18 protein-coding genes and 2 riboswitches are annotated in these 23,483 nt (G+C 49.6%); of the genes, 17 read left to right on the plus strand and 1 reads right to left on the minus strand.

All coding sequences use genetic code 11. From position 1 onward, the window contains the following. Nucleotides 1-9 precede the first annotated feature (9 nt). The 6 genes from HP401_RS30845 (at nt 10) to HP401_RS30870 (ending at nt 7,372) form a co-directional block, all read left to right on the plus strand. On the plus strand, nt 10-2,430 hold the full coding sequence (locus HP401_RS30845; RefSeq protein ID WP_173606189.1) for a heavy metal translocating P-type ATPase: 2,421 nt from the start codon (nt 10-12) through the stop codon (nt 2,428-2,430). A 64-nt stretch (nt 2,431-2,494) separates the two neighbouring features. After that, entirely contained in the window at nt 2,495-2,695 is a 201-nt protein-coding gene (locus tag HP401_RS30850; RefSeq protein ID WP_012684125.1) for a cation transporter, read from the plus strand. 725 nt (nt 2,696-3,420) lie between these two features. After that, nucleotides 3,421-3,567: riboswitch (cyclic di-AMP (ydaO/yuaA leader) on the plus strand. 394 nt (nt 3,568-3,961) lie between these two features. After that, the gene (locus HP401_RS30855; protein ID WP_173606191.1) at nt 3,962-5,188 is read left to right on the plus strand and encodes a quaternary amine ABC transporter ATP-binding protein; all 1,227 of its coding nucleotides are present in this window, start codon (nt 3,962-3,964) and stop codon (nt 5,186-5,188) included. After that, complete coding sequence (locus HP401_RS30860; protein WP_173606192.1) at nt 5,172-6,011, plus strand: ABC transporter permease; 840 nt, start codon at nt 5,172-5,174, stop codon at nt 6,009-6,011. Before HP401_RS30855 ends, HP401_RS30860 begins: the two co-directional genes overlap by 17 nt. After that, on the plus strand, nt 6,008-6,943 hold the full coding sequence (locus HP401_RS30865; protein ID WP_173606193.1) for a glycine betaine ABC transporter substrate-binding protein: 936 nt from the start codon (nt 6,008-6,010) through the stop codon (nt 6,941-6,943). Before HP401_RS30860 ends, HP401_RS30865 begins: the two co-directional genes overlap by 4 nt. An 18-nt stretch (nt 6,944-6,961) precedes the next feature. Then, on the plus strand, nt 6,962-7,372 hold the full coding sequence (locus HP401_RS30870) for a hypothetical protein (protein WP_012684129.1): 411 nt from the start codon (nt 6,962-6,964) through the stop codon (nt 7,370-7,372). Nucleotides 7,373-7,428: 56 nt separating this feature from the next. Here the strand turns inward: HP401_RS30870 and HP401_RS30875 are convergent, their stop codons facing one another. Continuing rightward, a complete protein-coding gene (locus HP401_RS30875; RefSeq protein WP_012684130.1) occupies nt 7,429-7,797 on the minus strand; it encodes a Na-translocating system protein MpsC family protein in 369 nt (122 codons plus the stop codon). Between the two features lie 242 nt (nt 7,798-8,039). After that, a riboswitch (cyclic di-AMP (ydaO/yuaA leader) is annotated at nt 8,040-8,186 on the plus strand. Between the two features lie 700 nt (nt 8,187-8,886). On the opposite strand from HP401_RS30875, the gene kdpA reads away from it, so the two are divergent. The 11 genes from kdpA to HP401_RS30930 all read left to right on the plus strand — a co-directional run bounded on the left by kdpA (nt 8,887) and on the right by HP401_RS30930 (nt 23,478). After that, on the plus strand, nt 8,887-10,560 hold the full coding sequence (kdpA, locus tag HP401_RS30880; RefSeq protein WP_173606194.1) for a potassium-transporting ATPase subunit KdpA: 1,674 nt from the start codon (nt 8,887-8,889) through the stop codon (nt 10,558-10,560). 73 nt (nt 10,561-10,633) lie between these two features. After that, a complete protein-coding gene (gene kdpB, locus HP401_RS30885; protein WP_173606195.1) occupies nt 10,634-12,673 on the plus strand; it encodes a potassium-transporting ATPase subunit KdpB in 2,040 nt (679 codons plus the stop codon). Between the two features lie 35 nt (nt 12,674-12,708). Further along, nucleotides 12,709-13,272 carry a potassium-transporting ATPase subunit KdpC gene (gene kdpC, locus HP401_RS30890; protein ID WP_173606196.1) on the plus strand — a complete coding sequence of 188 codons (564 nt, stop codon included), beginning with the start codon at nt 12,709-12,711 and terminating at the stop codon, nt 13,270-13,272. 21 nt (nt 13,273-13,293) lie between these two features. After that, nucleotides 13,294-15,624, plus strand: a complete 2,331-nt coding sequence (locus tag HP401_RS30895; RefSeq protein ID WP_173606197.1) for a universal stress protein — start codon at nt 13,294-13,296, stop codon at nt 15,622-15,624. A gap of 12 nt (nt 15,625-15,636) precedes the next feature. Continuing rightward, nucleotides 15,637-16,362 carry a hypothetical protein gene (locus HP401_RS30900; protein ID WP_173606233.1) on the plus strand — a complete coding sequence of 242 codons (726 nt, stop codon included), beginning with the start codon at nt 15,637-15,639 and terminating at the stop codon, nt 16,360-16,362. Nucleotides 16,363-16,423: 61 nt separating this feature from the next. Next, the gene (locus HP401_RS30905) at nt 16,424-17,266 is read left to right on the plus strand and encodes an arginase family protein (RefSeq protein WP_173606234.1); all 843 of its coding nucleotides are present in this window, start codon (nt 16,424-16,426) and stop codon (nt 17,264-17,266) included. Between the two features lie 159 nt (nt 17,267-17,425). Further along, entirely contained in the window at nt 17,426-18,757 is a 1,332-nt protein-coding gene (locus HP401_RS30910; RefSeq protein WP_173606198.1) for a DUF4179 domain-containing protein, read from the plus strand. A 123-nt stretch (nt 18,758-18,880) separates the two neighbouring features. After that, nucleotides 18,881-19,447, plus strand: a complete 567-nt coding sequence (locus tag HP401_RS30915; protein ID WP_173606199.1) for an RNA polymerase sigma factor — start codon at nt 18,881-18,883, stop codon at nt 19,445-19,447. Further along, nucleotides 19,428-21,080: a DUF4179 domain-containing protein gene (locus tag HP401_RS30920; protein ID WP_173606200.1), complete on the plus strand. Its 1,653-nt coding sequence runs from the start codon at nt 19,428-19,430 to the stop codon at nt 21,078-21,080. The genes HP401_RS30915 and HP401_RS30920 overlap by 20 nt, the downstream gene beginning before the upstream one ends. 189 nt (nt 21,081-21,269) lie before the next feature. After that, nucleotides 21,270-21,836 (plus strand): RNA polymerase sigma factor, encoded by a 567-nt coding sequence (locus tag HP401_RS30925; protein WP_007728877.1) that lies wholly within the window; start codon nt 21,270-21,272, stop codon nt 21,834-21,836. Then, nucleotides 21,817-23,478, plus strand: coding sequence for a DUF4179 domain-containing protein (locus tag HP401_RS30930; protein WP_173606201.1), 1,662 nt, complete (start codon nt 21,817-21,819; stop codon nt 23,476-23,478). Before HP401_RS30925 ends, HP401_RS30930 begins: the two co-directional genes overlap by 20 nt. The last annotated feature ends 5 nt before the right edge of the window (nt 23,479-23,483 follow it).

Below are 23,483 nucleotides of genomic sequence, written 5' to 3' on the forward strand. Positions count from 1 at the left end.
GGGATTATAATGAGTGCCAAAACAGCAGAGGCAACAGTCGCAATCTCAGGGATGACTTGCGCAGCTTGTGCACTGCGCATCGAAAAGGGCTTGGGAAAAATGGAGGGAGTGGAGACCGCCAACGTCAATCTGGCTTTGGAAAAATCCACAGTGGTGTTCGATCCAACGAAAACGAACATCGACGACATCCGCTCCAAAATTGAATCGCTCGGCTATGGCGTCGTCTCTGACAAGGTGGAGCTAAACATCTCGGGAATGACATGTGCGGCTTGCTCCACACGGATCGAAAAAGGCTTGAACAAAACAGCTGGGGTTTTGAAGGCAAATGTGAACCTGGCGATGGAAACAGCCACTGTCGAGTACGATTCCTCACAGGTAAGTGTGACGGACCTTATTCAAAAGGTAGAGAAGCTAGGGTATCAGGCGACTCGCAAGGAAGATGGAAAAGAAGAAGAAAAAGTAGACCGTCGCCAGGAAGAAATCAAACGGCAGACTCGCAAGTTCTGGATTTCCGCGATTCTGTCGCTCCCACTGCTCTGGTCGATGGTGAGCCATTTTTCCTTCACTTCGTTTATCTGGCTGCCTGAAAGCTTGATGAATCCGTGGGTACAGCTCGCATTGGCAACACCGGTACAATTCATCATCGGAGCACAGTTTTACGTGGGAGCTTTCAAAGCCCTTCGCAACAAGAGTGCCAACATGGATGTGTTGGTTGCTCTCGGTACCTCGGCAGCATATTTCTATAGTTTATGGGTCGCGATCAACTCCATCGGTGCTCATGGTGGACACATGCTGGAGCTGTACTTTGAGACCAGTGCGGTACTGATCACGTTGATCGTTTTGGGTAAACTGTTTGAGATGAAAGCAAAGGGACGTTCTTCGGAAGCGATCCGCAAGCTGATGGGCTTGCAAGCAAAAACAGCAGTAGTAGTACGAGATGGCGTCGAAATGACCATTCCTGTAGAAGAAGTGAGACTAGGCGACGTCGTTCACGTGAAGCCAGGCGACAAAGTACCTGTCGATGGCATCGTCATGGAAGGGCAGTCCGCAGTAGATGAGTCCATGCTGACTGGCGAAAGTATTCCGGTGGATAAAGCTGCAGGCGATACCGTCATCGGAGCCACCTTGAACAAAAACGGCTTTTTGAAGGTCCAGGCAACCAAAGTCGGAAAAGAAACGGCTCTGGCGCAAATCATTAAAGTAGTGGAAGAAGCACAAGGAACAAAAGCACCGATTCAGCGTGTAGCTGACAGCATTTCCGGGATTTTTGTCCCAATCGTAGTAGGGATTGCTATTCTTACCTTCTTGATCTGGTACTTCTTCGTTATACCTGGCAACTTCGGTGAGGCTTTGGAAAAAGCAATTGCCGTACTCGTAATCGCTTGCCCATGCGCCCTCGGTTTGGCAACACCGACCTCAATCATGGCGGGCTCTGGACGCGCAGCTGAGCTGGGTATCCTGTTCAAAGGCGGGGAGCATCTGGAGACGGCTCACCACTTGGATACGATCGTCCTCGATAAAACAGGGACTGTAACCAAAGGCGAGCCAGAACTGACAGACGTCATCGCCATTGGTATCGAAGAACAAGAATTGCTCTCTCTGGTTGGTGCCGCTGAGAAAAACTCCGAGCACCCATTGGCTCAAGCTATCGTTCGCGGAATTGCGGATAAAGGAATTACCTTGGCTGATACAGGTTCTTTTGAAGCCATTCCTGGTTTCGGTATTCAGGCCACCGTCTCCGGCAAAGAAGTACTCGTCGGTACCCGCCGTTTGCTGGAAAAACATCAAATTTCGTACCAAGCAGTGTCTGATACCATGCTGGCACTGGAGCGCTCCGGTAAAACGGCGATGCTCGCAGTCGTCGAAGGCAAGCTCGCTGGCTTGATTGCTGTAGCGGATACGATCAAACCAACCTCCAAGCAAGCGGTTCAGCGCATGAAAGCAATGGGATTGACTGTGATCATGATGACCGGTGACAACCGTCAAACCGCCGAGGCCATTGCCCGTGAAGCAGGAATCGATCACGTCATCGCGGAAGTCCTGCCTGAAGGCAAAGCCGCAGAAGTGAAAAAACTGCAAGAGCAAGGCAAAAAAGTCGCGATGGTCGGCGATGGTATCAACGATGCTCCTGCACTCGCTACCGCTGACGTCGGTATGGCAATCGGTACAGGTACTGATGTGGCGATGGAAGCAGCTGATATTACCCTGATGCGCGGCGAACTGACTAGTGTCGCAGACGCCATCGAGATGAGTAAGCTCACCATCCGCAACATCAAGCAAAACCTGTTCTGGGCATTGGCCTATAACACCTTGGGCATCCCAATTGCCGCAATCGGCTTGCTCGCTCCATGGCTTGCCGGTGCCGCAATGGCCTTCAGCTCCGTATCCGTCGTACTCAACGCACTGAGACTGCAACGAGTGAAGCTGTAACAACAGTAACAAGCGGCTTTGTCCGCCTTACCTATACAACATAAAATGCAAGGAGAGATTGATCATGACAAATATCACATTGAACGTAGAAGGCATGTCTTGCAACAAATGCGTAGCGCGCATCGAGAATACATTGAAAGATCTGGGTGCAGAAGGCAAAGTAAACCTGGCTGAAAAAAAGGTTGAGGTTTCCTATAACGAGAGCAACTTGACTCTCGATGCAGTAAAAGAAGCAATTGAAGACCAAGGCTACGACGTCGTTTAATCATCGGACCTTTGAAAAAGCTCCCCCCTGATTCATTGAGGCGGGAGCTTTTTGGTGTTGAGGTAAAAGTAGCCCATTTCCAGTCTACGCTTCGACCTACGCCCCGCAAGGGGTTAGACTGTTCGCTCCGAAATGAATGTCAGGAGCGCTCCAAAAGTAGAGTTTCGAGGATGTAATCTCAGAGGTTGAAGCTGACGACAACCCCCGCCATTCATTTCTCCGCTGGGGTGGGCTCCAGAGGCGCTAGGACTGGAAATGTTCTTCTTCCCAAGCGGCTATTGTTTACATCTTGAAAGCATCATTCAAAAAGTCTTTAAAAAAGCGTAGAACCTCAACAGCTCGTAGAGGAAACAGGAGAAATAAGCGAAGATCTTTGGACACACCTACCGAGGCGTAGTGAAAAAAAGCGAAACTGCCTTTAGCGTCCACCTCTGAGCCACATCCTGATGAGACTACTTTGGACGCGGTTTCGCTTTTTTTCACGGAGCCGGGCACCCCATGCTCCCGCGCAGGGGTTCCAAGAATCTGAGCGTTTTCTCCTGTTTCCTCCCCACCACAACAGCGAGTAAACGGCACCAAACATCTTGATTTTATGAGCAACGAACAGCTAATCCAATCCGACTCATAAAGAAAGCCGTAATCCGGTTAAAACCATGCTAAACGAACGTTCACAATAACTGGAAGCGAGCGTATAATTCAAATCACAATCACGCTTCAATAAGAAACAACACATACGGCCTAGTTCCGATATTCTCGGAAGCGGGGGAACCAATCTTTTGGGGTTAATCCTGAGTGATCAGGAGGGATGAGGAAATGTCTTCTCTGCCATCCTACCCGTCAGCTAACCTCGTCGGCCAAAGCAGGGAAGGTCATGGATGGATAAAGTCTAGGCATTTTATGCGCAACAAGGGGATTCCTTGCGGGCGTGTGATAGGCCGATACAGGCTTTTTCTTTGGGACCTTTGTTCTGGAGAAAAAGGATGGATCGGTCTATTTTTTTATGAAAATATCGACGAGCAGCTTACGCGATACAGTCGTGAAGGAAATGGTGTGGATCGCTGGGAGGCAGTCGGTACGACATAAACCGCTGACAATCGAAATCAGGAAGACAGAGTACAGGGAGTCCTGACAATGGACGCCAGGTATTCCGTAAGCCTGCGGATTTTCTACACGAGTAAAAATCAAGCGTGCCTGCTTGGGTTTGCTGGAGTGTGGAAGCTTCGCGGGCTTTTTCCATTTACGAAAAAACGAAGGATGAGGGATATCATGTCCAAAATGAAAGTCCATCAACTTACAAAAGTGTTCGGCAAGCAGCCCGAGCTGGCCTTGAAGCTGCTGGCGGAAGGACGTACAAAAGAACAAATTTACAAGCAAACCAGCCAGTCCATCGGTGTCAATCAGGTCAGCTTTGAAGTCGAGGAAGGCGAAATCTTCGTCATCATGGGCCTATCCGGCAGCGGCAAATCAACCTTAATCCGACTGTGTAATCGACTGATTGACCCAACGAGCGGAAGCATCGAGATCGATGGGGAAGAGATCGTGGCCATGAAGGCGACAGCTTTGCGCGAGGTGCGGAGGAAGAAGCTCGGGATGGTTTTCCAAAACTTCGCCCTGTTTCCACAGCGGACGGTACGGGAAAACGTGGAGTTTGGTTTGGAGATTCAGCAAGTACCACCAGGGCTCCGACAAGAAAAAGCACGGGAAGCGCTCGCGCTCGTTGGATTGACGGAGTGGGAAAATGCGTACCCAAATCAATTGAGCGGAGGGATGCGTCAACGAGTCGGATTGGCGCGGGCATTGGCTAATAATCCAGATATTCTCTTGATGGACGAAGCGTTCAGTGCACTGGACCCGCTCATTCGAAAAGATATGCAGGATGAACTGCTGGAGCTTCAGATGACGATGAAAAAGACGATCCTGTTCATTACGCATGACTTGCATGAGGCGTTGCGACTGGGCGACCGAATTGCCTTTATGAAAGACGGGCAGATCATTCAAATCGGCCGCCCAGAAGAAATCCTGGCAGATCCCGCGGATGAATTTGTACGGAAGTTCGTGGAGGATGCCGACCTGTCCAGGGTGCTCGTTGCTGAAAATGTGATGAAACGGGCAGAAGCAATCACCCCTGACAAAGGGGCGCGAGTGGCGCTGCAACTGATGATGGATAACGGCGTGTCCAGCCTGTACGTCGTGGACAAAAAGCGCACACTGCTCGGATTGATTACGGCGTATGACGTATCACTCGCGATCAGTACGGGAGATTCGCTGGAGGCAATCATGAAAACCGACCTCCCTACCGTTTCGCCTGACGCACGTCTGCACAGCTTGTTCCCGATGATGGCAGACCTGCATGTCCCGATTGCGGTAGTGGGCGAGCAGCAGCGTTTGTTGGGTGTCATCGTAAAAGGAGCGGTGCTAGGCGGGCTGGTAGGCAAAGTCAATGTACAAGAGCATCAGAGAGCAGAGGTGATGAGTGATGGACGTCGTGCCTAAGCTACCGATTGGCGGTTGGATGGAAGGGTTCGTGGAGGTGCTGGGCCAGTACAAAGGGGTATTGTTTGATCCGGTGGCTATCGTCATTTCCACGATGGTGACTTACTGTTCTACGGTTTTGGCAGAGATACCTTCGCTGATTCTCATCTTGCTGCTGGGGGCCGCTGCGTGGGTTTTTGCAGGGAGAGCGTCCATGGTCTTTACGGTTGTTGGACTTTCTCTCATCCACAACTTGGGGTACTGGGATGAAACGATGGAGACATTGGGACTCGTCCTCACTGCTACCATGATTTCGATCGCTATCGGGATTCCGGTGGGCATTCTTTGCGCGAGACACGATACGTTTCGCAATCTAGTTACGCCAGTACTGGATTTGATGCAGACGATGCCAGCGTTCGTATATTTAATTCCCGCGATCTTTTTCTTCGGCTTGGGCGAGGTGCCGGGAGTCATTGCCTCCGTTATTTTTGCTTTGCCGCCAATCGTGCGTCTCACGAACTTAGGCATACGCCAGGTCCCAGCAGAAATGGAGGAAGCGGCGGACGCCTTTGGCGCAACTGGGTGGCAAAAGCTCGTGAAAGTGCAGCTGCCGTATGCGAAATCGACGATCTTGGCGGGCGTCAATCAGTGCATCATGCTCGCCCTGTCGATGGTGGTCATAGCGGCTATGATCGGGGCGAAAGGCTTGGGTGCAGATGTGTATCGTGCCGTATCGCAAGTGGATATAGGAAGAGGATTCGAGGCGGGGCTATCCATCGTGATCATCGCTATCGTCTTGGATCGGCTTACCCAACATGCAGGAAAAAAGGAGAGAAATACATGATGAACAAAATGATTCCAGCTATATTGGCAGTCATGATGGGAGCAACAGCTTGGCTCGCAGGCTGCTCTAGTCAAAACACAAACACACAAATACCGACAGCAACGGTGGTCGGTCCTATTGCTTCTGAGACGTCGGACAACGCGTTAGGAGAAAAGCTCGACTACAAAATCATCGGAATCGACGCAGGAGCAGGCTCGATGGTAAAGACTGAGGAAGTCATGAACCTGTATGGCTTGGATAAATGGCAGCTTGTCGAAGGCTCAGATGCAGCGATGACAGCCGCTTTGATCAAGGCGTACGAAGCGAAGGAACCGATTATTATTACGGGCTGGACGCCGCATTGGATGTTTAAAAAGATGGATTTGAAATACTTGGCGGACCCGAAGAACGGCTTTGGCGGAGCGGAACAAATTCATACCATCGTGCGCAAAGGGCTGAAAGAGGATCAGCCTGCTGCCTATCAATTTCTGGATAAGTTCTGGTGGGAGCCAGCCGATATGGAGTCGGTCATGGTTCAAATGATTGACGGAAAAGATCCGGAAGTGGCCGCTGCGGAATGGGTAAAAAATAACGAAGCCAAAGTGGCGAAATGGGTGGAGGGCATACAGCCTGTCCAAAAAGAGAAGCTGACTCTTGCTTATGTAGCATGGGATTCCGAGATTGCCAGCTCGCACGTCGTCGAGCATGTGCTGGAACAGAAGCTGGGGTATGAAGTCGAGTTGAGTCAGGTGCAGACTGGACCGATGTGGGCAGGAGTGGCAATTGGGGATGTGGATGGAATGGTTGCGGCGTGGCTGCCGTCTACGGATACGAGCTATTTGAAAAAATTTGGTGGGCAAATCGAGGATTTGGGTCCGAATCTCGACGGAACCAAAATCGGACTCGTGGTTCCTTCGTACATGAACATCTCGTCCATTGAGGATCTCCAATAAGAAAGGGGAGGTGCTGCTATGAAGCATTATTTTGTAATGGGTAGAGGGGAAGCTTTCACTTCTTTTGTCCAGACACTCTGCTGCGACAGTTTGCCTGCATTTTGGGGAAGGAATCCAGGTGCCTTTTCATTGACGGTGGGGTCTGGAGACAAGACGATTCAGCGTTTTTTGCCCATCTCATTTGACGAGTGCTACCGCGATCAGGAATCCTTGCTGCTCTACCATTCCGTCTACATTTTTCCAGATGAGTGGGCGGAGGGACGAGACTTTGTTACACTGTTCAGGCAACTGGGTTCCTGCCGGATTTTTGTGATGACACAGGAGCATCGGAACGCGATGTTATACAAGGCGCTCGGGGCGAATCACGTCATCGTGAGTCAGCCCGGGTATAAGGGTTACGGCTGGTTGGCTGAACAGATGAGTGGCTAAGAGAGGAATAGAAAAGGCTCCGCCTGCACATGAGGTGGAGCCTTGTTTTCGTAAAATTAGCCCAACATTTTTTCGAGGTCCTTGTCCAATACATAAACCTCGATCCGTTCACCCATCTTCGTGCTGATGTCGCTATGGCTCGATAGTACCTTACAGCTGGTCAGCTTTTCTACGATTTCTTCTGATTCTTCGCTGTACATTTCACGAAGAACCTCGCGCATTTCTTTGACGATGCGGCGACCTTTATCGTGACTGGACAGATGCTTTTCTTCGACGGTGAGAACGCCCTTGAACCTAGCGATGACCATATCACCGACGATGTAGGTCTTCGCTTCCTGCGGACCTCGTCCAATCAGTTCGCGCTGAAATTTTATGAATGCTTCGCTGATTTCGGCTTCCAGCTTTTTTTTGTTAGAGATGGCCAAACGCCATACCTCCCATAATTTATCATTGTGCCTAATATTACTCAGCAGTCTTGGGACTGTCAAACAAATAGGCTGATAATGTGAAAACGCAAGAGAAACGATGAAATATCATGATCGGATGAGGCCTGATAGGTTTAAACCGCTTACACGGATAAAGAATGCAAAAATCGTGTGAAAAAGACTGAAATAGGACATTAACATCCGATTATGCCGGACGTATAATGAGATTCGTAACCAACAATTGCAAAATATGGCCAAATCCCGAGGCACTCGGGAACGGAGGACCCAATCAGTAGGGGTTAATCCCACGAATGAATCGTGGGAGGGATGAGAAACTCTTTCGCCATCCTACCCGTCAGCTAACTTCGTCGGCTAAAGCGAGGGAGGTCTAAAGACCGCCTATTTGAGGAGGCCTTTTTGTTATCCATTGAGGGACAACAAGGGTTGACTCGAAACGTTACGCAGGTCTTTTCGTTTTGCTCAAAAACGGCCAATGACCGTTTTACTCACAAGTAAATAGCTGTTTTCGGAAAAAGGAAACGGGAGACAAAACGCAAAGAAGGCAACTTCAAGTCGGCTGGGCGTTAGGTAGACCAATGAGTACTTTTTCTCCGATACAAAGGATCGTTTTGATTTGCCGCGAAAAGGCGGGCGACTTGTTTCGTCTGTTTATCTTTCGCTCGGTCAAATGTGGCGATTTTTTCGGGGAAATCGTAAGCATTGGTCTATTTTTTTCCCAAATGGCAGGTTTTTTTAAAAAAGGAAGCCTGTGCAGGGGGAAGCGAGAGAGACGAGTCGGCCAGACTTTACGGGATAGTCAGTACCAGAAAAAAGGAGGGACATGGCATGGACGTGGTTTCCATACTGCTCTTGGCGCTTTCATTCGGTGTATTTTTTGCACTCATCAAGTTTTGTGACGCCGTGGTAAGAGAACAGGGAGGGAAAGAGAAATGATCTGGTTGCTTTTGATTATGGCAGGGCTTGCGATGTATTTGTGCCACGCATTGATTTACCCGGAAAAATACTAGGGGTTAGCCGAATCATTCGTTTATTTGGAGCCATTTTTTAGAGGGAGTAGGAGGAACTGTCGTGGACTTTATACAAATAGCGTTGGTTTTGGTGGTGCTTTTCGTGCTCGCCATACCGATGGGAAAATATTTGGCACGCTCCTTTTCGCTGGAGACGAACCGATTGGACCGTGTTTTTGGCGGGTTGGAAAAAGCGATATACAAGCTGTCTGGCATTCGCGTAGCAGATATGAACTGGAAGCAGTACGCAATGGCTGTTCTGGTAAGCAACATTTCGATGGTAGCCATTGCGTATCTCTTGCTTCGTTTGCAAGGGATGTTACCTGGAAACCCGAGTGGAATCGCGGCGATGGAGCCGTTGCTTTCTTTTAACACGGCTGTCAGCTTTTTGACGAATACGAATCTTCAGCATTACAGCGGAGAGAGCGGATTATCGTATCTATCGCAGATGCTGGTCATTATTTACCTGATGTTTACGACCCCAGCGACAGGGATCGCGGTCGTGATGGCCTTTATGCGCGGGCTGACTGGACAACGCAGCATCGGTAACTACTACGTAGACCTAGTACGTGCTCATACACGTGTGTTGATTCCACTGGCGATTGTCGTGACATTGCTCTTGGTGTCCCAAGGCGTGCCACAGACGATGGAGCCGACCGCAACAGCGACAACCATTAGCGGAACGGAGCAACAAATCGCTCGTGGTCCCGTTGCTTCACTCGTATCGATTAAGCATTTAGGAACAAACGGGGGCGGATTCTTCGGGGTAAACTCCTCGCATCCGTTTGAAAACCCGACACCGCTAACAAACGTGATCGAAATTTTGTCGATGTTCTTGATCCCAGCGGCACTGCCGTTCGCATTCGGCTTCTTGGCGAAGAGCCGCAAGCAAGGCTGGGTTATTTTTGGAGCGATGTTCATGATGTTCCTGGCGTTCCTGATCACGGCCTATGCCAATGAGGGAAACGGCAACCCTGCGCTAGAGCGGGCTGGCCTGTCACAAGAAATGGGCAGCATGGAAGGAAAAGAAGTCCGATTTGGCATCGCACAAAGCGCCTTGTTCACTGCCGTGACAACAGCGGCAACGACAGGAACCGTGAACAACATGCATGATACATTGACACCACTTGGCGGCTTGGTTCCGCTCGGTGAAATGATGCTCAACTGCGTATTCGGGGGAGATGGCGTCGGAACGATTAACATTTTGATGTATGCGATTTTGGCTGTATTCTTGGCGGGCTTGATGGTAGGGCGTACGCCTGAATTCCTAGGCCGCAAGATCGAAGGAAAAGAGATGAAGCTGATCGCCATCGCGATTCTCGTTCATCCCCTGATTATTTTGGCGCCAACCGCTATTGCATTGGCAACAGAAATGGGATCGTCCGCAGTGTCGAACCCAGGCTTCCACGGCATTTCACAAGTGCTGTACGAGTACACTTCTTCCGCAGCCAACAACGGTTCCGGTTTTGAAGGATTGGGCGACAACACGCCTTTCTGGAACATTTCTACCGGACTCGTCATGCTGTTTGGCCGATACGTCTCGATCATTACGATGCTGGCGGTAGCAGGCTCCTTGCTCGCAAAAACGCCGGTACCGGAAACAATGGGTACACTGCGCACAGACAATAGTGTATTCACAGTGATTTTGATTGCGACGGTGTTGATCGTAGGCGCACTGACATTCCTGCCTGTGCTTGCTCTGGGCCCAATCGCCGAATGGCTAACAATCCGATGATAAGAGGAAGTTTAATAGCTCACTTTGAACATCGATTTGAAAATGAATACTAGAGGCAAAGGAGTAATTTTCCATGAGTAGAACGCGCACGGTTGCGCTTCCTAAAGATTTGTATCAACGGGCCTTTGTCGAGTCCTTCAAAAAACTGGACCCGCGTGTGATGATGAAAAATCCAGTCATGTTCGTGGTAGAGATCGGGTTCTTCATTACGCTGCTCCTGACGTTTGTGCCGAATTTGTTTGGGGGAGCTTCGGACCCATTTTACAACGGCGTCGTCAGCTTGATCCTGTTCGTGACGATTTTGTTCGCCAACTTCGCAGAAGCATTGGCAGAAGGGCGCGGTAAAGCACAGGCAGAGAGCTTGAAAAAAACGAAGCAGGACACGCAAGCAAAAAAAGTGGGGAAAGATGGTCGCATGCAAGTCGTCAGTTCCACAGAACTGCGAAAAGGCGATCTGGTCATCGTGGAAGCAGGCGAGCTGATTCCATCCGACGGGGAAATCGTCGAGGGTGTCGCCTCTGTGGACGAATCAGCGATTACGGGTGAATCCGCTCCGGTCATTAAAGAAGCAGGTGGCGATTTCAGCTCTGTCACGGGAGGCACACGTGTCGTCAGTGACCGCATCCGCGTCCGTGTGACGACTGATCCCGGCGAATCGTTTTTGGATCGCATGATTTCGTTGGTGGAAGGTGCGAAGAGACAGAAGACCCCGAATGAAATCGCGTTGAATACGCTGTTGGTCAGCTTAACGTTGATTTTCCTGATCGTTTGCACGACTTTGCTGCCGATAGCCAACTATGTACATGCAGCCATTCCGGTTGCGACACTAATTGCTTTACTCGTTTGCTTGATTCCAACCACGATTGGCGGACTCTTGTCAGCGATTGGGATTGCGGGTATGGACCGGGTCACACAGTTTAACGTCATCGCCATGTCGGGTAAAGCGGTTGAGGCGTCTGGTGACATCAACACTATTATTTTGGATAAAACAGGAACGATCACGCACGGTAACCGAATGGCTGCCGAGTTTGTCACCGTAGGCAACACCAAAAGCACGGAATTGAACCGAGTAGCTGCACAAAGCTCGGTTCATGACGAAACACCGGAAGGACGCTCTGTTGTAGAGCTGGCGAAAAAACAAGGTCTGGCACCTGCTGAACTGGAATTGCCCGGTTCCGAAGGCGTGGAGTTCCGCGCTGAAACAAGAATGAGCGGGACGAATCTGGCAAACGGGGTCCTCATCCGTAAAGGAGCCGTCGATGCCATCAAGAAATACGTGGCAGAGCAAGGGGGCAACATTCCTGCTGATTTGGATGAAAAAGCAAACCGGATTGCAACGGCTGGCGGCACGCCATTGGCTGTAGTAGAAGGCAATGCGATTCTCGGATTGATTTATTTGAAGGATACCGTAAAGCCAGGAATGCGCGAACGCTTTGAAGAGCTGCGCCGGATGGGAATTCGTACGGTCATGTGTACGGGAGATAACCCGCTGACAGCAGCGACGATTGCCCGCGAAGCAGGTGTGGACGATTTCGTAGCGGAAGCCAAGCCGGAAGACAAGATTGCGCTGATCCGCAAAGAACAAGCGGCAGGCAAGCTGGTCGCCATGACAGGTGATGGTACGAATGACGCGCCAGCTCTCGCACAAGCCGATGTTGGTCTGGCGATGAATACAGGAACGGTAGCGGCGAAGGAAGCAGCGAACATGGTCGACTTGGATTCTGACCCGACCAAAATCATCGAGGTCGTGGCGATTGGCAAGCAGCTTTTGATGACACGCGGTGCATTGACGACGTTCAGTATCGCCAATGACGTAGCGAAATACTTCGCGATCATTCCTGCGATGTTCATGCTGGCGATCCCACAAATGAGTGCGCTCAACATTATGGGCTTGGCTACACCGCAAAGTGCGATTTTGTCCGCTTTGATCTTCAATGCGATCATTATCCCGATCCTGATTCCGTTGGCGATGAAAGGTGTGAAATACACGCCGATGAGCGCGACAAAGCTGCTTAGCCGCAACCTGGTGATCTATGGCTTGGGAGGAATTATCGTTCCGTTCGTGGGCATCAAGCTGATTGACTTGATTTTGAGTGGATTGAATTTAATTTAATTCATATTGAAAAAAGAAAGCTCAGGTGAACTGATATGATTTTGAAAAATTTGCGTCTCAGCCTCGTTTTGCTGCTGATTTGTGGCGTTGCCTACCCGCTGGCGATGACAGGGATTGCACAGGTTGTCATGCCTGCACAAGCAAGTGGCAGTCTCATCACCGATGGGAGCGGCAAGGTGGTCGGCTCCGAGCTGATTGGGCAGACCTTCACCGATCCGAAATACTTCTGGGGCCGCATTTCTTCTATTGATAACAATGCGTCAGGCTCTGGCTCGAACAACTACGCGCCATCCAACCCGGCCCTGATCGAACGTACGCAAAAGGATATCGCCGCATTTCTAGCAGCGAATCCTGGCGTGAAGCAGGAAGACATCCCGGCTGATTTGCTGACTAACTCCGCTTCCGGTCTGGATCCGCATATCTCGCCAAAGGCTGCCCAGATACAAGTGGAGCGTGTAGCCAAGGCGCGCAATCTCGAACCGGTACAACTCCAGGCACTGATTGAAGCGAATACAGAGGGAAGAAGCTTGGGTGTATTCGGAGAGCCGCGTGTCAATGTAGTGAAGATGAATTTGGCCTTGGACGAATTGAAGAAGTAAAGATAGAAGGAGGGCTGCGAGATGGTAGAGCAGTTTCGGCGAAAGTCCCCGGAGGAAATCTTGCAGTCCATCTCCAGAATGCACCGGGGCAGGCTGAAAATCATTCTGGGGGCAGTCAGTGGTGCAGGTAAAACCTATCACCTGTTAATGGAAGGGCAGTCGCTTAAGAGAAAAGGGATTGATGTGGTCGTAGCTGGCTCAGGTGAGGCCACTCATCCCAAGCTGGCGCAAAAGCGGGAGGGCTTGGAGCAAATCGAGCCAATCAACTGGCATTCTCTCGGGGAAGCGAGACATGATCTGGACGTTGCAGCCATTATCGAGCGAGATCCGGAAGTTGTGCTCGTAGACGGTTTGGCTCATCGCAATCGTCCAGATGCCCCGCGTCCAACCCGGCTCGAAGATGTTCAGTTTTTGCTGAATAACAATATTAGTGTGATTGCGACGGTCAACATTTACGAGTTAGCCGGGATGAAAGAAATGGCGGAGCGACTGACGAAGGCAGAAGTGCGGATTGACCAGTGTGTTCCTGAGGATACGCTTGCCATGGCTGACGAGGTGAAATTGCTCGACGTCACGCCAGAAGCCATTCTGAAACGGCTGCAAGAAGACGACAGCAACCCAACTCGAACCCAGCATCCGTTGTTTCGCAGAGACAATCTGCATATGCTGCGGGAACTCGCTCTTCGGTTCGTAGCTACGGGCGTAAACGAGGATTTGGAGGATTATCGGGAGAAGCACGGCATGGTGGGGGCTTCAGGAGCCACAGAGAGGGTGCTGGTTTCTGCCCAGTATCATTGGAACGGCTCGATATTGGTTCGGCGCGGACAACAGGTTGCCAAGCGGCTCGGCGGAGAGCTCTTGGTCGTCTGTTTTCTCCCTTTATCCAAAAAGCTGACGAAAGAAGAAGCGACTTTTAAGAGATCCATCGGAAAGCTCGTGGACAAAGTCGGTGGTACCTTTGAAGAGCAGATGCTTGCACGTGAAAAGGACGTAGCAAATGAGCTCGTCGCCTATGCGATGGAGAATAATGTGACCCGCATCGTCATGGGGCAGTCTAAGCGTACGCGCTGGGACGAGATATGGTACGGCTCCATCGTCCATAAGATTCTTCGGCAAACGAAAAATATTGATATCTTGATCGTGGCAGATCGTTCCGAGCGAGACGGTGAGCGCGTCATGCCGACCAAGCGAGAACAGGCGGTAACGGTCAATCCGTACCGACGACTCTCCGATGAGGAGATGCAGCAAGAAATCGGGAAAATCAAGCGCGGGACGCTAAAAGTATATGTAGGAGCTGCACCAGGTGTCGGCAAGACATACACGATGCTCCGAGAAGGTAACGAGCTAGCTGAAAATGGCATCGACGTGGTGATTGGGCTTTTAGAAACGCATGGACGAAAAGAAACCATTGAGCAGGTAGGGGGACTTCCTCTTATCCCGCGCAAGCGCATCCCGTATAAAAATGTGACGCTAGAAGAAATGGACACAGACGAAATTATCCGGCGAAATCCGGAGGTCGTACTGGTGGATGAGCTGGCACATACGAACGTGCCGGGAAGCGCCTATGAGAAGCGATATCACGATGTCGAGAAGATTTTGGCTGCGGGTATTTCTGTCATATCCACGATGAACATTCAGCACTTGGAGAGCTTAAACGACAGCGTCGAGCAAATTACGGGAATCCGCGTTCGAGAGACGGTGCCGGACCATATTCTGCATCAGGCAGATGAGGTAGAGCTGATTGATATTTCACCCAAAGCGCTACGCCAGCGGATGCGGGAGGGAAATATTTACGCGATGGAAAAGGTGGAGCAGTCACTAACCAACTTTTTCAAAACAGGGAATTTGATCGCGTTAAGAGAGCTGGCCTTGCGTGAAGTGGCCGACGACGTCGACGAACGCTTGGAGGCATGGGAGCGACGAACGCTGCGCGGGCCTTGGCGGCAGCAGGAAGTCATTTTTGTCTGTGTGAATTTGCGGGCAGATAGTGAACGATTGATTCGCCGAGGGTTCCGAATTGCCTATCGGCTGAAGGCGTCCTGGCATGTAGCTTACGTGCAGGATCATCCGTCGCTGACAGAAGAGGAAGAGACGCAGCTGGCGAAGCTGAAGGTACTAACGGAGCGTCTCGGAGGTCGTTTTGAACGATACGAAGCCCCTTCCCGACGCAAGGTTTTCACCAAGCTAGTTTGGCATATGAACGAAAAAGGAACGACGCAGGTTGTCATCGGGCAGTCGGCGCGAACCCGCTGGAAGGAAATTCTCGAGGGTTCGGTCATTCAGCGATTATTGCGGGAGGTCCGACACATGGATGTGCTGGTCGTGGCCGATCACGCACCCGATATGATGTGAGGGAGGGTAATGATGGGCACAGAAAAAGAAGGGCAATGGGACCAAAGCGTGGCAGACGCCTATAGCCGTTTGGAGTGCCTGATACGAGAGCCATCTACGGAGGCAGATTTATTTTCCAGGCTGATCCGGGTCTATCTGGAGGAAGAAGAGGTGCGCATACGGCAAAAGCTAAAGCGCAAATCCTCACAGCGAATCTCTCGCGTCATGCATGAGCGGGTGGGTGAGTTTTTGTCCGGGCAGTTGAGCGGGCTTTCGTTTCAAGTGATCGACGGTCTCTTGTTTATAAAGAGGGAAGAGCAGCTAGTCGGGGCACTCAAATGCATCCCTGATCTCGGCAGCTACGATACGCCGTCCTGGAATGCGACGCTCGCCCGTTTTGCCAAGCAGTATCAGAAGCGGTTCAATCTGGCTCCAGAGAAGCTGCTATTCGTTATCTGCTCGCTCGCCAAAAGCTTGGATGCAGCCCATGCCAAGGCGTTGACCGGAATTGACGTGTGGTGTGGCGCAGCATTAACGACTCCCGCCTATCGGGATGCGCTTCAAACGTATGTCAGCAAATGTGTGGAGCTCATGGACGCACTCCCACAGCCTGTACACCAAGTGTATTTTTTAAGTGCAGATGTCCATCCGAATGCACTGGCTTGCCAATTGCTGCGTGGGGAAAAAGCATCCTTGCCAGATCGGTGGTTACGACCGTCCGTCGGTGATCTCATCCAATTTTTGCAAGGCAGGCTGTGATATACTTTTAAGGACATTCATACCATGAATTCCTTTGGAGGGACTATTTATCAGAGTAAAAGTGGCTGGTATCCCGCATTTCACAGGAGCATATGTCTCCGGCACAGAATTAGCTCCGGACGCGCTTCGTACAGCAGGATTGATCGAGCAGTTGCAGCGACATGGCTTGGAAGTGCAGGACGTAGGGAATCTAAAGCTTCCGGATGATTTGCCTCGCCATAATATTTCACCAGTTCGTAATTGGCCGGCACCACGCATGTTCTGGGATTTGCTGCAAAAGGACGCGCAAGAGTGGCTCGATACAGACGACTTTGTCTTGATGCTCGGCGGCGATTGCAGCTTAGTCGTTGCAACGGCACAGGCTCATCAGGCTCAGTATCAGGAAAAAGCGTATCTGCTCGTGCTTGACGGTCATCTCGATGCCGTAGTTCCATCGGCCTCTCGCTGTATTGGGGCGGCAGGGATGGGATTGTGGTTTTTGCTTCAGGATCGCGGACAATGGATCGAACCAAGCGGCTGGGATGCAGAGCGAATCCGTCTGGTCGGCTGCCAGCAGATGCCCGCGGAGACATTTGGCGTAGAGGTCATGACCCTGGCCCAGCTTACAGAAGGAAGCATCGTGGAACGAGTTTCTCATACGCTCCAATCGATCCCGCCTGATGCCAAAATCCTCGTTCACTTCGACGTAGATATCCTGCACAAAGACGCGATGCCAGCGGCCTATTCCCCAAGTGAGAAAGGATTGTCGCTGTCCGAAGCGGAAGCATTACTGGAAACTGTTTTGCGAGATTCGCGCGTAACAAGTATGGAAGTGACGGAATTCTCAGGGGCAAGAGATACGACTGGCGAGTATGCAAGGAGACTGGTAGAGTTGCTCGCTCGGGCACTATCTGAACGTGTTTAAAGCCCATCTCATCTATGAAATAAATTCGATAACGAGTGAGCTCGGCAGACCTGATTTCGTTCAGGCTGTCGGGCTCTTTTTTTGCGTGCTCCTCGTGAACCGAACGATTGTTTCTCGTGAATATAGAGTGAATCTAGGAAAATAAGGAGTGGAGCAGTTATGAAAAAAATGGCATTATGTGTGGCAGCATTGGCAGTCGTTGTATCAACGGGAATCCTCGTGTCCCCGTCGTTTTTCACAAGTAGTCCGGCAGCAGTGGTGAATGCAGCACCGTCTGTGAACACTAGCTTGTTTGTCTCGCAAAAGGCTGGAGATCCTGGAATTTTGCAAGCCGCTCAAAATGGATTTACCCAGCCGCTTGATCTGAAAGTGACCGATCAAGGCTTTATCTTGGAAGCAAAAGAGGTTCTGGCAGACCCGCTGCGCATCAGTATCATCGCCGGGGTAAAAGACAAAGACGGCAAGGCAACAGATGTGTATTGGGATAATTTCCACACCCCCACCCATGAATATCAAGAAATCACGATCAAGGATAAAGCGGGCAAGGTTTTACATAGCTCATCCCCCAATCAAGTGTCGTGGAAAACAAACCAGATAGGCGATTACATCCTGTTTGAACACGAGCTCAGAAGCTATTTTGACGATGGGAACAAGCTGCCGGACGAGCTGGTCGTAGAGTTCCACATGAAAAAGATGGGCAGTACCAAAGGAAACTGGCAGCTGTCGGTACCCGTGAACTTGAAAAAAGCAAAAGCTGCGACGAAAACAGTGGCTGTCAATCAGTCTCATACCTCTCTCCAAGGATTTCAGTTCGATTTGCGAGAGATTACCTTTGCACCGAGTGGAACAGAAGTGGTGATTGATTCGAATAACAAGGACTTCAGCTATCAGCTTGTCAATGAAAAGGGAGTCGTCCTTGGCGCATGGGACTCTGCAGTCGCTATCCATGATGAGAGCATTCAGAAAAACGTAATCAATACGATGAAATGGCGCGAGTCTGTTCCAGTGGAAAAAGGGCTGCGACAATTTCATTACTTCCACGACCTGAAAGAATCGAATGGTCTAACCTTTAAGCTGCATGCTGTTTATACAGAGGAAGAGCCAGGATTCAGCGTAAAACTGGACCCTGCCAGTGTGGGAGCAAAGCCAGTTACAGCAGAAAAGAATGGGACTCGCTTCACGTTTCACAAGGTATCTAAGGGTAGCGGAGAGGATTCCCACAACATCGAGTTTGAGGGGACGCTAGCGGAAGGAGTAGTGGGAATCTTCCCGTTTGATACATGGTACGTGACGGACGAAAAGGGCAAAAAGTACAGTGCGGTATGCCATATCGAGGAATCCGCCAATCAAAATGGACGGATGAAAGTAAGAGGGAATTTGGAAATCGAGGAGATGAAATCCTTGCCAAAGCAAATGACGATCACCTTTGACAGTATGTTGAAGGAGCATCGCGATGTGAGCTTTGCGGTACCTCTTTTGACAGGAAAATAAAATTTTTCAAAATAACGAGAAAGGATTTTCCAGCCTGTTCGTATTAGTGGTGAATCAACCAAAACAGGAAGCTGCGCAGCATTCCCCAAAGGCTGATCGGTGATAGATGGAGGAGTAGTAGAAATGCCGGACGATCGGGAATTGATCGAGCAAATCCTGGCTGGCAATCATCAGCTGTACAGTCAGATTATCGACAGGTACAAGGGCAAGATCGTCACTTACTTGTACAAAATGATCGGTAACATGCCGGACGCACAGGATTTGGCTCAAGACGTGTTTACCAAAACCTTTTACCTATTGAAAGACTATCGGCCTGAGCACAAGTTTTCTTCATGGCTGTATCGAATCGCGAGCAATCATTGTCTCGATGAAATACGAAGACGCAAAAGGACGGAGCGGACGGCTATAGTGGAGGAACAGATCGTTGATCCAGAGACACCAGAAACCGCCCTGTTAAAAAAGGAACGGGACGCCCAACTGGAACGAAGTATCATGCAGCTGGATGAGGAGTATCGCGAGGTGTTCGTCCTGCACTACTTAAAGCGACTGTCGTATCGGGAAATCAGCGAGCAACTGTCTCTTACGGAGAGCGCGGTTCAAATGCGTTTGTTCCGTGCTCGTAAAGAGATGAAAAAAAGCCTGACGAAAACAATGGGAGGGGGAGATGTTCATGAAATGCTTCATGTTTAATCAATGGAAGCTCTATGCCAATGGCGAGCTCCCCCCTGCCGCAAGCAAAGGACTGGAGCAGCATGCAGTAGAATGCCCACAATGTCAAATCAAGCTGCAAGAGTGGGTAGATCACATGCTGAAAGAGGAATTTTCCACTTATCCGGAAGTTCCTGTACCCGATACGTTTACGGACGAGGTCATGCGTAAACTGTTCGAAGCGGTTCCCGCACGCACTGCACGGAAGCACTCCTCCCGAACCAGAAGACAAAGGGGCTGGGATATTGTGAAGAAGACAGGATTGGTAGTAGCAGGACTTACCGCGTTGGTGGTGACAGGAACGGTTGTATCACCTACGTTTGCGAATTATGTGAATAGCTTGTTCCAGATTGAAAAGGATGCAGATAGCGGGATGAAAAATGCCGTGAATAAAGGCCTTGTCCAAAAGCTGGAGCAGAAGGTAACCGATCAAGGGATTACTTTCGAAGCAAAAGAGTTGATGGCTGACTCGATGAGGATTGCTATTATCTTTGATATGTACGACCAGAATGGTAAGCAAATAGAAGATCACTCTATGAAGCTTCAGTTAATTGATTCGAACGGAAAAGATTGGTTGGCGGAGGATGGAAGCGAGGAGTCTGGGAGTAATCATGGACAGTTTTTCATCACTGAGGTGAGCTTGAACGATATTTTCGAATCGGCGGAGGCTACTCCTGAACAACTGACCTTGAAAATCGTACCAACAGACATCGAAGGCAAGACAGGGAAGTGGGACTTGGAAATTCCGGTCGATATGAAGAAAGCGAAAGAAGCGACCAAGACGGTTGCGTTCAAAGACGCCGTGTATCAATCACCACAAGGGCTTGAGCTTAAACTGAAACAAATCGAATTCTCCCCAAGTGCGACACGGGTTATGCTGGATTCAACGGTTCCAAAATCAGCTTATGTAGAGTTTGAACGGGCAGTGCTCATGTATGATAAGGAGCATCCGGGTGGAGTCCACATCACAAACAAAAAAGTCGAACCTACTTTATCAGGAGGTGATATCGCGTACGAAATTACCAACGAGAAAGGTGAGGTCGTGGCAGCTCGGGATATGTTTGTATTAGATGAAGGAATCGCGATAAAGAAGAATGTTCTTTACGTCTCTGGACTGTCCAGTAAACAAGAAGGCGATATCATGAAGTGGTGGCATACATTTGGCCCGCTACAGGGTGAACAAAAGTTAAAGTTTCAGCTCCAAAAAGTTTATGAGAACAAACTGGCTTCTCCCAAATTCGACCTCATTCCAGAAGACTTAAACAAGAAGGCAGCGACTTTCAAGGATGAGACAGGCAGTTCGTTTACATTCTCCTCTTTTTCGTGGACACCTGCTAGCGGAAAGGAAAAAGGCAAGGCTGTGATAACTGTAGAGGGTACACTAGGAAAAGATGTGGTCTCCATCAAATATTGGTATGTAAAGGATGAAAACGGGAAGATTTACTATGCGACATTGAGACCAGAAAGCACTAGAGATAAAGATGGACGCGTACTGGTCAAAGGAGAGCTGGTCATTCCGAAATTGGAGCAAGTACCGAAAAAACTTACTATTTGCTATCCCGAATATACGGTGGAGCACCACGTGAATTGGGAAGTGCCGTTTGAAATCAAATAGAGGAAAGACAGACAGGGGAAGAGGCTGACAGAGGCCTCTTCTTTTTTATTTCGATAAGTGATTATAGAATTTTTTAAAAGTAGAGAAAGGTTTTTCCAGCAAATCCGTAATAGCTTATGAATCAACCAAAACGGAAGCTGCGCAGCATTCCCCGCTGGCTTGATCTGTGATAGATGGAGGAGTAGCAAAATGCCGGACGATCAGGAACTAATCGAGCAAATCCTGGCTGGCGATCATGAGCAGTACAGACAAATTGTTGACAGATACAAGGGCAAGATCGTTGGCTATTTGTACAGGATGATCGGCAACATGCCAGACGCACAGGATTTGGCTCAAGACGTGTTTATCAAAACCTTTTATCGTTTACACGATTATCGGCCTGAGTACAGATTTTCTTCATGGCTGTATCGAATTGCGAGCAATCATTGTTTCGATGAAATGCGAAAACGTAAACGGACAGAGCAGGTAGAAATCGATGAGGAGCAGCTGATTGACCCAGACACGCCAGAGACGACTTTGTTGAAAAAAGAACGGGACGCCGAGCTGGAACGCAGCATCATGCTATTGGATGAGGAGTATCGGGAGGTATTCGTCCTGTTTTACCTACAGCGACTGTCGTATCGGGAAATCAGCGAGCGACTGTCTCTCTCGGAGAGCTCCGTTCAGATGCGATTATTCCGTGCCCGCAAAAAGATGAAGGACAGCCTAGAGAAAACGATGGGAGGGGGAGCTATTTATGAAATGCTTCATGTTTAATCAATTGAAGCTATACGTAAACGATGAGCTGGCCCCTGCCGAGAGCAAAGGATTGGAGCAACATGTGGAAAATTGCCCACAATGCCAGAAGCACCTGCAAGAGTGGGTAGAAGGCATGCAAGAAGTGGATTTTTCCGACATTCCAGATGCTCTTGTACCCGATTCGTTTACAGATGAGGTCATGGATAAGCTGTCTGATGCAGTTCCTCCACGTTCTACGCGAAAGCACTCCTCCCGAACCAGAAGACAAAGGGGTTGGGATATTGTGAAGAAGACAGGATTGGTAGTAGCAGGACTTACCGCGTTGGTGGTGACTGGAACGGTTGTATCACCTACGTTTGCGAATTATGTGAATAGCTTGTTCCAGATTGAAAAAAATGCGGATAGCGGTATGAAAAATGCTGTCAATAAAGGCCTTGTCCAAAAGCTTGAGCAAAAAGTAACCGATCAAGGAATTACTGTCGAGTTAAAAGAGCTATTGGCTGACTCGATGAGAATCGCAGTCATCTATGATGTGTACGACGAGAGCGGCAAGAAGATTGAAGATCATGTTTTGAATGCGAAGCTGATTGATCAGAACGGAAAAGATTGGTTCGAGGATGATGGAGGAGATAATTCGGGAAGTCATGGAGAGTTTTTCATCACAGAGCGATTTTTGAACGAAATCTTCGAATCAACTGAGGCGACTCCTGACCAACTGACCTTGCATTTAGAGCAGACAGAAATCGCTGATAAGACAGGAAAATGGTCATTGGAAGTTCCGATCGATATGAAGAAAGCCAAGGAAGCGACGAAAACGGTTGCCTTCCAGGATACGGCTTTTCAATCGCCGCAAGGGCTCGGGATTGAGCTGAAAAATATCGAATTTTCCCCGAGTGCGACACGGGTCATGCTGGATACCACTTTCCCAAAATCAGCTTATTTGGAGGTTGAACGAACGTCGATCCTGTACGATCGGAAAAATCCGCAAGGGGCCATTATCACAGAAAAAGAGCGTGATCCTGCTTTTTCCGGAGAGAATATGATGTACGAAATCACCAATGAAAAAGGAGAAATAGTAGCAGCTTGGGATATGAAATCATTGGATGATGAGCTGGATAAAAAGGAGAATGTTCTTTTCACACCAAGAACAGAAGAAGAAGCGGAAGAAAGACCAGAAGGCGATGTCTTGAATTGGTGGCATACATTTGGCCCGATACAGGGAGAACAAAAATTAAAGCTTGAGCTAAAGAAAATTTATGAGAAAAAGCTGGCTTCGCCTACATTTGATCTGGTTCCAACAGAACTAGACAAGAAAGGTGCGACTTTCAAGGATGAGACAGGTAGTACCTTTACATTCTCTTCTTTTGCATGGGAGCCAGGTAACGGCGAAGATCTAGGTGAGGCCGTAATGACCATAGAGGGTACATTAGGAAAAGGCATAGTCGAGAACCGCGATTGGTCTGTAAAGGATGAAAATGGGAAGACTTACCCTGCGGCAGTGAGTACGGAAAGCACCAGAGACAAGGACGGACGAGTACAGATCAAAGGTGAGATCACGATTCCGCGCTTGAAGCAACAACCGAAAAAGCTCACGGTATCCTACGCTACCTATATGGTGGAACACGACGTGAAGTGGGAAGTACCGATTGAAATCAAATAGTTAAA

The sequence above is a fragment of the Brevibacillus sp. HB2.2 genome (assembly GCF_013284275.1).
In the GTDB taxonomy this organism is placed as follows: Bacteria; Bacillota; Bacilli; order Brevibacillales; family Brevibacillaceae; genus Brevibacillus; species Brevibacillus brevis_D.